This window comes from Bacillus sp. FSL K6-2819 (assembly GCF_038008305.1).
GTDB lineage: Bacteria > Bacillota > Bacilli > Bacillales > Bacillaceae > Bacillus > Bacillus amyloliquefaciens.
Genome location: NZ_JBBOYV010000001.1, coordinates 1368583 through 1381313, shown reverse-complemented (window position 1 = coordinate 1381313; position 12731 = coordinate 1368583). Strand labels below are relative to the sequence as shown.

Annotated in this window: 9 protein-coding genes and 1 pseudogene; 5 read left to right on the top strand and 5 right to left on the bottom strand. The window is 42.9% G+C overall.

Translation table 11 applies throughout. The annotated features are described in order from the left end of the window. Positions 1-89: 89 nt before the first annotated feature. Positions 90-554, top strand: a complete 465-nt coding sequence (locus tag MHH91_RS07280) for a YkyB family protein (RefSeq protein WP_013352067.1) — start codon at positions 90-92, stop codon at positions 552-554. Positions 555-590: 36 nt separating this feature from the next. Here the strand turns inward: MHH91_RS07280 and cheV are convergent, their stop codons facing one another. Then, positions 591-1502: a chemotaxis protein CheV gene (cheV, locus tag MHH91_RS07275; RefSeq protein ID WP_013352066.1), complete on the bottom strand. Its 912-nt coding sequence runs from the start codon at positions 1500-1502 to the stop codon at positions 591-593. Between the two features lie 188 nt (positions 1503-1690). Here cheV and MHH91_RS07270 point away from each other — a divergent pair, with 188 nt between their 5' ends. Together MHH91_RS07270 and MHH91_RS07265 are read left to right on the top strand one after the other, a co-directional pair. Next, positions 1691-1852 carry a hypothetical protein gene (locus MHH91_RS07270; protein ID WP_013352065.1) on the top strand — a complete coding sequence of 54 codons (162 nt, stop codon included), beginning with the start codon at positions 1691-1693 and terminating at the stop codon, positions 1850-1852. 201 nt (positions 1853-2053) lie between these two features. After that, a pseudogene (locus tag MHH91_RS07265) lies at positions 2054-3267 on the top strand (aminotransferase A). Here the strand turns inward: MHH91_RS07265 and MHH91_RS07260 are convergent. Beyond that, complete coding sequence (locus MHH91_RS07260) at positions 3248-5068, bottom strand: PAS domain-containing protein (protein WP_014470460.1); 1821 nt, start codon at positions 5066-5068, stop codon at positions 3248-3250. The pseudogene MHH91_RS07265 and the gene MHH91_RS07260 sit on opposite strands and share 20 nt — an antisense overlap. Positions 5069-5245: 177 nt before the next feature. After that, positions 5246-7378 carry a peptidoglycan D,D-transpeptidase FtsI family protein gene (locus tag MHH91_RS07255; protein WP_013352062.1) on the bottom strand — a complete coding sequence of 711 codons (2133 nt, stop codon included), beginning with the start codon at positions 7376-7378 and terminating at the stop codon, positions 5246-5248. 337 nt (positions 7379-7715) lie between these two features. Here MHH91_RS07255 and MHH91_RS07250 point away from each other — a divergent pair, with 337 nt between their 5' ends. Together MHH91_RS07250 and MHH91_RS07245 are read left to right on the top strand one after the other, a co-directional pair. After that, positions 7716-8492, top strand: a complete 777-nt coding sequence (locus MHH91_RS07250; protein ID WP_013352061.1) for a CAP domain-containing protein — start codon at positions 7716-7718, stop codon at positions 8490-8492. A gap of 268 nt (positions 8493-8760) precedes the next feature. Beyond that, positions 8761-9150, top strand: a complete 390-nt coding sequence (locus tag MHH91_RS07245; RefSeq protein WP_014470461.1) for a hypothetical protein — start codon at positions 8761-8763, stop codon at positions 9148-9150. Positions 9151-9719: 569 nt separating this feature from the next. On the opposite strand, the gene MHH91_RS07240 is transcribed toward MHH91_RS07245, so the two are convergent. Further along, positions 9720-10586, bottom strand: coding sequence for an NAD(P)-dependent oxidoreductase (locus tag MHH91_RS07240; protein ID WP_013352060.1), 867 nt, complete (start codon positions 10584-10586; stop codon positions 9720-9722). A gap of 87 nt (positions 10587-10673) precedes the next feature. Beyond that, positions 10674-12641, bottom strand: a complete 1968-nt coding sequence (locus MHH91_RS07235; protein WP_014470462.1) for a methyl-accepting chemotaxis protein — start codon at positions 12639-12641, stop codon at positions 10674-10676. Positions 12642-12731: the final 90 nt, after the last annotated feature.

Here is a 12731-nt window from a genome sequence, read left to right as displayed (position 1 = left end):
AAGGCGTATTTTTATAATCAATATTTGCATTTCAATGCTAAAAAAGTATAATCTATATATGAACTTGATCAATGCAAAGGAGAGAAATAATGGACGACCACGCTTATTCGAAAGAGCTGCAGCCAACCATCGAGAATCTTTCAAAAGCTGTTTATACTGTGAACCGCCATGCAAAAACCGCCCCCAACCCTAAATACCTTTATCTGCTGAAAAAACGGGCATTACAAAAGCTTGTGAAAGAAGGCAAAGGGAAAAAAATAGGGCTTCACTTTTCAAATAATCCCAGGTTTAGCCAACAGCAGTCAGACGTACTTATCTCTATCGGAGACTACTATTTTCACATGCCTCCAACAAAAGAAGACTTCCAGCATCTTCCGCATTTAGGTACGTTAAATCAATCGTACCGCAATCCTAAAGCACAAATGTCTTTGACAAAAGCGAAAAACTTATTGCAAAAATATGTGGGCTTAAAGGAAAAACCCCTTGCCGCCAACAGACAGCAGCCCGCTTATCATAAACCCGTGTTTAAAAAACTTGGTGAGAGTTATTTTTAATTCAAAAAAGCCGATGCATGACGCACCGGCTTTTTTCTATTCAATAACGTACGTATCCACTTTTTTAATTAACTCGCTGATTTCAGGCTTGCTGATCTGTTCATCTGCTCCGACGACTTCGCCCCGGTGGCGCAGGTCGTCCGTAATCAGAGACGAGAAGATCATAATCGGCACGTCAGAGCTTTGCGGGTTATCCTTAAGCAGTTTCGTCAAACGATGCCCGTCCATTTTCGGCATCTCAATGTCACTGATGATCATGTCGATATGGTCAGACAGGTTTTCTCCGTTATCCGTCAGTTTTATGATGTAATCATACGCTTCTTTACCATTTTCAAACGTAACGATTTCACTGTACCCCGCTTCAGTCAGCTCATCAGTCAAGAGGCGCATCAGAAGCGGCGAATCTTCAACGATGATCAGTTTTTTGCCCGACCGTCTTTCATCAAACCCTTCCTGATGGACATGATAAGTCTCAACTCCGGATGCCGATTCAATATCGTAAATGATCTTTTCGTAATCAGGTAAAAAGATCATCGTGTCTTCCAGTTTAATGATACCCGTTAAGTGCCGCTCCATGCCCTGATTCAGCGAAGTCGGCTTCTCAATCGCTTCCCAGGACACCCTGTGGATTTGTGAAACGGAACCGACATGAAAGACGATTTTCCGTTTGTTGAATTCCGTCACGATATATTTATCGTCTTTTGCTCCTTCGGCTTCAACGCCGAAAAAGGTATACAGGCTGATGACGGGAAGAATTTCGCCTCTCAGCTTAATCATCCCTTCTACGTCTTTGTGAGACTGAGGCACAGATGTGACATCTACCGGCTGAATAATTTCCCGGACTTTCATCACGTTTATGCCAAATGTATTGACACCTACTTCAAATTTGACGATTTCTAATTCATTTGTGCCTGAATCCAATAAAATATCGTATTGTTGTAAAGACAATTCAATCCCTCGCTATCCGCATTCAGTATTGTATTGTATATATCGGCTGTAAACGGAAAAAGTGAATGTATTCCGGACAACTGAACATTAACTCTTTATAAAAAGATTCTTTTTTCTGATAGCCCATTGACTTTTTGACATCGAGTGGTAAAATAGTCAAGGATTTTTCAGGAAGAAGGGTGTAATAAATGGGTACAGTAGTCATATTCGACCAAGATCAAATGACGGTGTTAGAAGATATCAGCAAAACGGCTTACCTGCAAATGAAAAAAGAGGCGAAAGAGCGTCCCGATAAGCCGGCTCCATACATCGTATGGCGGGAAGACATCAGCTTTGAATACGGGTATTAATGACCTTCGCCACATATCACAATAGATAGATCATGATACAATGAAGACAATCATTTCAGCTGGTTGTCTTATTTTTTTCTGAAAGAAGGTATGTTTTCACATATCGGACATATACTCGGGATAGTTCAATTAAATAGATGACAAATGCTCAGCTAGTGGTAAAATAGGATAAACTCAATATATAGTATAAGGTGATGAATTATGGAACATTTGCTTAATCCGAATGTAAAAGAAATTGAAATTTCAGGAATTCGCAAATTCTCAAATCTTGTAGCCCAGCACGACAATGTCATTTCGCTTACGATCGGTCAGCCGGACTTTTTCACGCCGCACCATGTCAAAGCGGCCGCAAAAAAAGCAATCGACGAGAACGCAACGGCATATACTCCGAATGCGGGCGGCCTTGAGCTGAGACAGGCCGTACAGCTTTATATGAAGAAAAAAGCTGATTTAAATTATGAAGCCGAAACTGAAATCATCGTTACGACCGGAGCAAGCCAGGCGATTGACGCGTCTTTGCGGACGATTTTATCTCCAGGCGATGAAGTCATTCTCCCCGGACCGATTTATCCCGGCTATGAACCGATCATCCGCATGTCGGGCGCCGTTCCCGTCCATGTTGATACGACGACACACGGATTTAAGCTGACGGCGCGGCTCATAGAAGAAGCACTGACGCCGAAAACAAAATGCGTCATTCTTCCTTATCCGTCAAATCCGACCGGAGTGACCTTGTCAGAGGAAGAGCTGAAAAACATTGCAGCCGTACTGAAGGGCAGAAATGTTTTTGTGCTGTCTGATGAGATTTACAGCGAATTAACCTATGACAGACCGCATTATTCGATCGCGTCTTTTTTGAGGGACCAGACAATCGTAATCAACGGCCTGTCAAAATCACACAGCATGACGGGCTGGAGAATCGGTTTCATTTTCGCACCGAAAGAAATTGCCAAGCACATCTTAAAAGTTCACCAATACAGTGTGACATGCGCGTCCTCTATCTCCCAGAAAGCGGCGCTTGAAGCTGTGACAAACGGCGTTGATGATGCGCTTATTATGAGAGAACAGTATAAAAAGCGGCTTGACTATGTATATGACCGTCTTGTTTCAATGGGGCTTGACGTTGTAAAGCCGTCAGGCGCATTTTATATCTTCCCTTCCATTAAGTCATTCGGAATGTCATCGTTTGATTTTAGTATGGCTCTTTTAGAGGATGCAGGTGTGGCTCTTGTGCCCGGCAGCTCGTTTTCAAAATTGGGTGAAGGGTATGTGAGGCTGTCATTCGCATATTCACTGGATACATTGAGAGAAGGCTTGGACCGGCTGGAAGCATTTATTTTAAAAACGAGAGAATCCATGCAGACTATTTAAACAACGGCATAACGCCGTTGTTTTTTATTGTTTCGGGAATGTAATGTGAAAAGCCGTGCCTTTATCCGGTTTGCTGTCTACTTGAATGGCTCCCTGATGGTTTTTAATGAGATTGAATGTGACCATCAGCCCCAGGCCGGTTCCTTTTTCTTTCGTTGTCAGAAACGGTTCGCCTATCCGTTTCAGCACGTTTTCCGGTATCCCGTCACCCTCGTCTTTCACCGTCACATTAACGGAATACTCATCTTCTGTCATGAGAATATGGACTGTTCCCCCATCCGGCATCGACTCAACGGCATTTTTAATCAGATTGATAAACACCTGCTTCAGCTGATTTTGATCACCGTTAATAAACATGCTGTCCCGTTCGTAATCTGTTTTGATAAATATTCCTTTAAGATTTGCCTGCGTCTCTAACAGAGCGGTTACTTCACTTATAATTTTCTTTAAGTTGACACGCTCTTTCACGGCATTGTGCTGAGGTTTGGCAAGCATTAAAAGCTCACTTAAAATTAATTCGATTCTGCTCAGTTCAGAAAACACAATTTCAAAATAATGTTCGTTTTCCTCCATCGTCGGCTTCATGAGCTGTAAAAATCCTTTGATCGCCGTCAGCGGATTACGGATTTCGTGAGCGATTCCCGCCGCCAGCTGACCTGCGATAGACAGCTTTTCCGACTTCAGCATTAATTCCTCCGTCTGCTTCCGCTCAGAAATGTCACGCAGAATGACCTGCACGGCCATTTCTCCGAAAAACGTCGTCGGAATGCAGACCATTTCCGTGTAGATCAGCCGGTTTTTAAAGGTAAACCATGATTGCTTAATGATTTCTGACTCGGTCTTTCGGTCGATAATATTTCGGATCCGCTGTTTCACGCCATCATGATCGCAGGGATGAAGCTGATCATAGACGTTTTTCCCGATTAAATCTTCATAGGTTTCGGCCTCAAACAGAGAAATACCCGACTCATTCATGAATACCCATTTGTCATTGTGAATCACGGCGATCGTATCAATTGAGTTCTGAATGAGGAGCTGATACCGCTCTCTGCTTTTTTGCAAAATCGTTTGGAATTTTTTCCGTGAAGAAATATCAATCAGCAGCAGCAATTCCGCCCGCTGGTTTTTATATGTCGTCGGTGCCGCCTTCACTTCTAAATGAACGGGCGTGCCGTCAAGCCTTCTCCACGTCTGTTCAATCATTCCGACTTCCATCCCTTTTTGCATCCGCACAATTCGGTTTTTCACAATGTCGTGATACTCTTCTTCGATAAACTCATAAGATTGCCTGCCGATTACCGCGTCTTTGCTATCGGCTCCCAGCATGGCAAGCATCGCGTTATTGGCGTACGCGATTGTACCGTTGATGCTGACATATAAAGGATTCGGCAGCATTTCGACAAGACGCTCAAATTCGCCGTTTCCAGCCGCCTCTGCGGACTGTTGTTCTGCCTTTCGCTTCTTTTCTTCATGCATATAAGGCCTCGGGGGTGTCTTCTCCTTAAGCACCTTGATTTTAAGGATGATTTCCCGATCTGTCCCCTCCATTTGCGGTGTGACAATTTCCACACCCGCTTCAAGCCATACGATGGTATGATCTTTTTTAATAAGACGAAAGGTGCAAGGCATTAAATGATGCTCATTGTAGAAGTAACTTTCAACCAAAAATTGATCTTCTTCATGCAGGAACGTTTTGAGAAACGATCCGATCATCTCTTCCTGGGAATAGCTGAAATATGATTTGCAGTTTGCAGAAATATACATAATACGCCCGTTAGACGTCAATACGGCATGAAGATCGTTTTTCGATTGAAGCTGTTTTACATGCTGAGTATCCTGTTCCACAGAATCCCTCCTTTGCAATATACTCGCACTGCAGGCTGGTCACGGACTGATATAAAAAGAATTTCCACTAGATTGATTCGCTAAAAAATGAGCATTCTCCTTCTATTCTTATTGTGAACGTCAATTTTCCTGAATGAAAGAAAGGGCGCACGATATATTCGGCGGCCCTTTCATTTGTTATTTTTTATTGTATTTCTTTTCAAGTTCTTTGTAAGCGTCAATTGCTCCCTTGGCAATGTTCTTGCTGACATGGTCTTTATCATCTCGAACAGACGGAACGACGACGCTGAATGCCACTCTTGGATGTTCTGACGGATAATAGCCGACAAAGGTCAGGTTATACGTATCTTTTCCCCACCAGTTTCTGTTCGTTCCGTAATAGAACGTCTGTGCCGTTCCCGTTTTACCGGAAACATCAGCGCCGGAACCTTGGAACGTTGAATAAGCCGTTCCTTGAGGTGAGCTTGTAACCAATTTCATCCCTTTATGAACTTGGTCAAAATCGCTCGGGCTGTTATTTACTTTGTTCAAAACTTTAATATCGCGCTGTTCAATCGCTTTTCCGATCTTATTTTTGCTGTCCGGTTCATGAATGCTTGTGACAATTCGCGGCTGGACGCGATACCCGCCATTTGCGATGGCTGAAATATATTGGGCCATTTGAAGCGGCGTATATGTATCAAATTGTCCGATCGCAAAATCCAGCAGCAATCCCCCGACCAATTGCGGATTTGACTGCATTCCCGCTGATTCCTGAGGAAGGTCAATCCCGGTTTTCACACCCAAGCCGAATTGGGCGTAGTAGTTGCGCATTTTTTTAATATCGTCTAATCCGGCCGGCAGCGTGCCGCCCGGGGTGTAGGTAATACCCGCGATATGCATGGCTACATGAAACATATATACGTTTGAACTTCTTTGCAGCGCGGTCAGCTCAGTAATGGGTCCCATTTGTGTCCACGATTGTTTTGTCGTTTTGTCTTTAAAACTAAGCGGTGCATCGACAAACGTTTTATAATGCGGGAGGCCGCTTTGGTAACCCGCGAGAACAGTCGCTCCTTTAACAGAAGAGCCCATCTCATATTGGGTCGTAAATGCTCCGATCGCAAAATCCTGAATTTTATTTGTTTCGAGATCGATGCGTTTCCCCGCCATTGAGAGAATATCCCCATTGTTCGGGTCCATCATGACGGCAAATCCTCTGTCAACCATATAGTTGCCTGCGGCGCGGCTTCTTCTCAGCTCTTTTTCAATGACCTTTTCGACTTTCGACTGCAGTTCCATATCGAGCGAGAGCTGCAGGTCGTAGCCTCTGCTGCCTTCATCGACGGGCTTTTGGCTGACAACTTCACCTTTGCTGTTTTCCACATACTCTACTTTTTCTTTATGTGCGTTTAAATAGTCTTCATATTGATATTCAATGTAGCTTTTACCCACTCGGTCATTCAGTGAGTAGCCTCTTGTGACATAGTAATCTTTCCGTTCGCCCAACAATCCCTGTTCCGGTGTCGTCACGCCGCCGAACAGAGAGTACAGCGTTTTGTCGTACGGATATTTCCGCGTCCAGTCATTGATTACGTCAATGCCGGGGAGCTCTTTCAGGTGCTCGGATACGACGGAAACTTCTTCATATGTCAGGTCGCTTTTCGGTTTTTGCTTATTATTTTCATGCTCGTCAAGCAGTGAACCGCTGTTTCCGTTGCCGTTCAGCTTATTCGGGTTCATTGATTTAACGACTTGCGGCTGATAGGCGTTGCCGCTTGAAAAACGCGTATAAATCGCCGCGATTTGCAGCTCTTTTTTATCTTTTTTGATCGCATCAATCTCCTGCTTAGGGACTCGTTCAATCTGGCGTTTGTATACTTCTTGCGATTTCAGGCTGTTTTCTGAATCCTTCATAAGCTTTTCTGCCTTCTTCGGATGTGCCGCAAGCCAGTAATCAATGATATTTCGATCCTTCATAAATTCAGTATCAATATGGATCAGTGCGGCGAGATTTTTTGCCGTTTTCAATTTGTCCTTTGCCGAGGTTTTTGAGGTGGATACGTATACAATTTCAGGCACGGCCTGGTTATCTACCGCCACCCTGTTCTGCCTGTCATACATCTTTCCCCTCGGTGTCGGATAATAGGCGGTTTTTGCGTTTGCCTTCTCCGCATCCTGACGGTGTTTATCACCTTCGACAATCTGGACGACGCCGAGTTTAAAAATCAGTGCCGTAAAGAGAAGGAAAACAATCAAAAAATAGAGATTCATTCTCAGCGCTCTGTAACGTTTCGTTTTTTTCTTTGGGTCGCGCGCGACTTCAGCCACTTTCTATTACACCTCTCACATCATACAATATATTTACATAAACAGATTTTAATTGTAACATTTTTGTAAAAGTTGTTACAGCGAAAACGGGTAAAAAAAACTGTCAAGATCAAATTATCTTAAAATATATCTAACACTTCAAATAACTTGAAGTGATGTAACGGATTTTAAAAAATAAATACAGATCGTTTATCCTGATATAAAGCCATTTTTCTGTGCTCAATTACAATTATGACAAAAGTTTGTTGTCAAAGGAAATGGCTGGCTGCATTATGACAAAAAAGCTGTGATAAGATTTTTCATGTAGAAAAAAACTTCTCTGGGAGGCTATGAACTTATGAAGAAAGCATTTATCTTATCTGCCGCAGCGGCAGTCAGTTTGATTACATTCGGAGGCATCCAGCAGGCATCTGCCAAAGAGCTGTCATGCCAGCACGTCGTTACTGTGAAAAAAGGAAACACGGTACAGCATCTGACTCTTCAAGAGGCTGTTGAAAAACTACATATGAAAACAAGCGTAAAAAAGCTGAACGTTAAAAATGAGAAAGAACTGACACAGCTTCTGCAAAAACACGCAAAGCATTCTGATATGACAGTTAAAGACGTTCAAAAAGAAACACCGGTAAAAACGGCTCCGGCAGCTGCTGAAAAACCGAAAGCCGGTCAAAACCAGACTGCTGACAATGCAAAGCAGACAGATAACACAAACAACAGCAGCGAGAAAACTCCTTCATCTGTCAGTGCGTACGAAAAGAAAGTCGTTGAATTGACAAATGCAGAGAGACAAAAGCAAGGCTTAAAACCTTTACAGATTGATGAAAAACTAAGCAAATCAGCTCACGCAAAATCACAGGATATGAAAGACAAAAACTATTTCGATCACCAAAGCCCTACTTACGGCTCACCTTTTGATATGATGAAATCTTTCGGCATCACTTATAAAACTGCCGGTGAAAATATCGCCAAAGGGCAGCCGACTCCGGAAGCCGTCGTCAAAGCTTGGATGAACAGTGAAGGCCACAGAAAGAACATCCTGAACCCCGAGTTCACTCAAATCGGTGTCGGTTATGTAGAATCAGGTAACATCTGGACACAGCAATTCATCGGAAAATAAATAAAAAAAGATTGCCCCGACGGGCAATCTTTTTCCTGCACTTTATAAATTTATAAACTTTTGAAGCTCCCGGCAGAGAGGTGTCGGGAGCTTTTTTGTAAAATCTCAAACGTGATGATTATATTGATTTTGCTCAGCCTTTCACTTCTTTAGTAATACTTTTTTATAATAAAAAGTAGAATTTACCTATTTTTCCGTTGAATACTTTTCCAAAATTTATTAGTATAGGTAAATGGGTTTCTAAATAAATGGAGAAAGGAAGTTTCAATTGAAAAAAATTGTAATGACACTATTCGCAGCTGCTCTTTTGACATTCGGGATTTTCTCAAACAGTTCAGAAGCGTTTGCCATGACTTCAAAAGGAGCAATTAAATTCCAAACAGATGCTAATACTTACTCAAAACACGCTACTTCTATTGTCGTAACAGGTACTATGTCTAATCATGAGCTAAACGAGGGTGTTGTAGTTGATCTTTTAAATAAAAAAGGAGATTCAGTCAAATATACAATTGTTAATGGCCGTAATATTCGCAGTTTTAAAGTAAGCTTTTCAACAAAAAATATTCCAGCAGGCAAGTATGATGTAATGGTGGCAACGACTTGGGGAAATCAAACCCATAGAGGAGTACTGAAACACTATATTACTGTACAACATTAAAATTCATATTATTAACAAATGGGTTTAACGTTGATTTCATCTGGAATTCTCAAAAAACAGTGTAATGATGAAATCTCTGAATCGAGGATGTTTTCGTAAATCTCTTGGATTTATCTCTTGGATTTATTACGATACATCCTTTTTTATTTTTCAGTTTTGCTAGAAGGCTAATCTGTAGAGTTTCAATTTCGGATGCAAATTATTAGGTTTTAATTGTGGGAACACAAACTCGATTTATCGCTATGTACATTTGGGTTACTCGAATTCATAGTTTGAATCAAACATGATACATCCTACTGTTGGAAAGTTGTATTAATCCTTATAATTATTCGGAAATCCCCCTTTTGATTTATAATAGACAGTCTGCATCAAACAAACGAGGGGGATTTTCCAAACTATTCACAGTAGAACATTATAAATGGATACACGTTAATACATTCCCCTGCCAAGTTCCTGTCTTCATTAAAGGCTCTAAGAATACAAGGTTTGCAGATCGTTGTTTACAAAACACCATCGTAAGCCTTCGCTTCCTCGGCATCCATAAAATATCGCATTCGGGCAATCTTTTTTTATTTCACCCAAAGCTTATAAATGCTTTGAGTCCCGCTATTTTCTTCACCTTGCGCGGAAAGCTTGTCGTATAATGATTTGGCAAGCGCCAATCCGGGCATCTCTTCTCCCATGAGCTCCGCTTCTTCAAGAGCGATTCCCATGTCTTTTATAAAGTGTTTCACGTAAAATCCGGGTGCAAAATCGCCTTTCAGCATGCGGGGAGCGAGATTGGACAAAGACCAGCTTCCGGCCGCTCCGGTTGTAATGCTTTTCAGCACTTGTTCCGGGTTCAGACCGGATTTTTCAGCGTAAGCCATCGCTTCAGCCACTCCGACCATTCCTGCTGCAATCGCGATCTGATTGCACATTTTCGTATGCTGGCCGCTCCCTGCCGGCCCTTGATACTGAATGTTCTCCCCCATAACGGAGAAAAGCGGCAGACATGCTTCAAATGCTTCTTTTTCTCCGCCGGCCATAATGGCAAGCGTTCCGTTCCGGGCGCCGATGTCACCGCCGGAAACGGGTGCGTCCAAGGCGTGAATTGACTTCTCTTTGGCCTTCTCCGCTATCTTTTTCGCCAAAGACGGTTTTGATGTCGTCATGTCAATGACAAACGCCCCTTCTTTCGCATGCCGGAGAATACCGTTTTCGCCGAGATAGATTTCCTCGACATCGCTCGGATAGCCGACCATAGTAATAATGATGTCTGCTTTCTCTGAAAGGTCTTTGACTGTCTCCTGCCAGACCGCTCCCTTATTCAGGATCTCCTCCGCTTTTTGTTTCGTCCGCGTGTAGACTAAAACAGGATAACCCGCTTCTAAAATGTGCGCTGCCATACTGTTTCCCATGACGCCTAAACCGATAAATCCGACCGTTTTGTTCACTGCGCTTTCCTCCCCTGATGCGATTCATATATCACTCTTTCATGTCTAGATTACCATATTACAGACTAGAGTGAAAAAGAGTCCGCGCTACAAGGTGAATTTAGAAATGGCGCTGATCAGATCTTCACTCGCGCTCTTTAACATGTCAGTTGATTGCTTCACTTTTTCAAGCGTAACGAGCTGTTCATCAGTTGAAGCATTCACTTCTTCCGCCGCTGCCGCAGATTCTTGAGAAATAGCGGAAATGCTTTGAATCGCTTCTTGTATCGCCGCTTGTTCTTCACTCATTTTTTGAATGTCATTGTAAATATGATCTATGCCTTGAACGAGAGACTGCATTTCTGTCGTAATCAGATTGAGCACTTCACCCGTTTCATGAATGGCGCTGTTTTGTTCATCATTCATTCTGCTTGCCTCGATCATTGCGTGTGACGCATCTTTTGTCTCTGATTGAATCAGTCGGACCGTCTCACTGATATGGCCGGAAGAAAGAGCTGATTGTTCAGCAAGCTTGCGGACTTCTTCAGCGACGACGGCAAAGCCCCGGCCGCTTTCTCCCGCTCTTGCGGCCTCAATACTCGCATTCAGCGCCAAGAGATTCGTCTGGTCTGAAATCGCTGATATTGCCGTCACGACTTCTTCTATGTTTTTCGTTTGTTTTTCCAGATCAGTCAGCATTGCCTCTACTTTTTTCGTTTCTGAATTGGCTTCATTTGACTTCATAAGCAGCTGGCCGAGCGCATCCAGTCCTTTGTAGCTGGCATCCTCTGAAGATTTTGAGAGTTGTTTTATGCTGCCCGCGCGATCCGCGATTCCTTTTATTTTAACTGAGAGATTTTCTGATCTTTCATTGATTGTCTCAACCTCTGACGCTTGTTCTGTCGCTCCGGCGGCAACTTCCTCTATCGCTTTTGCGATTTGTCCGCTCGTTTCATTTGTTTCCTGTGAGATGACGGTTAATTGGTCAGACGTGTCGGACACTTTTTCTGAAGAGGTCTTGACCTGTTCGACCATCTCTTTCATATTTTCAACCATTTGGTTAAAGTCTTTTGTTAACACGCCTACTTCATCTTTTGATTTTGTCTGGGCGCGGACGGTTAAATCTCCCGCTGAGACCGAATTTGTTTTGGCGATCAGCTGCTGAATCGGACCGGTTATCGATTTCGCGAGGAAATAGCTGAGTCCGATCGTAATCACAAGGGCGATCAGTGACATGAAAATGCTCACAGTATTCATTTTGTCAGCTACTCCCATCAGCTGATCTTTTTCAAACTGCGTTCCGACTTTCCACCCTGTTTCTTTTATCGTTTGATAGACAACCATGTTGCCCTCGCGCTCTTTGACGCCTTCTTTGTCTGAGCTGATTTCTTTTAACGTTTGATCTTCCGAAATGTTTTTCCCCTGTTTTGACGGATGCGCCAGAAGAGAACCGTTTTCATCCGTTAAAAATGCAAACCCCTTATATGGAACCTTTTGATCATTGACCATGCTCTGAATGGAGGACAGCTTCAGGTCTAAGCTCGCCACTCCGATGACGGTTCCATTGTTTTGTATGGCTTTTGCCGCTGTCACGATCATGTCTCCCGTCACAACATCTTTATAAGGCTCAGTCCAGACCACCTTATCCGGTTTTTCGACCGCCATCTTATACCACGTTCTATTTGTCGGATCGTAGTCTTTGGCAAAATCAGCCTTTGGATATGTAAACATTTGTTTGTTCGCGGTTCCGACGTATGCAAGCGCGACATATTTGTCATTCTGTCCGATCTGCTTTAACTCATCATTAAAGAGCTGTGCGGTTTCTTTCTTCCCATCTGTTAAAAACGTCCGGGACAATTCACCGCCTGCTAATCTCAATAATACAGTCTCATCATTTTTCAGCTGAAGCTCAATGTTCTGACCGAGTGAATTGGTGACATTCTCTGTCGTACGTTTTGCTTCCTCCGTCATCATGGGCTTTAATGTCAAATATGAAGAAACCGTTAAAAAAACAACCGTTACGAAAAGCATTGCTGAGACAAATACAGCAATTTTGATATGCATTTTTTTAAACATAACCATCCCCTCCTGAATGTTATATCGGTCTTTCGGCCAAGAAAATGAATAAACCTTGAAATAAATATCAAAAATTTCCGCCATTTGGCG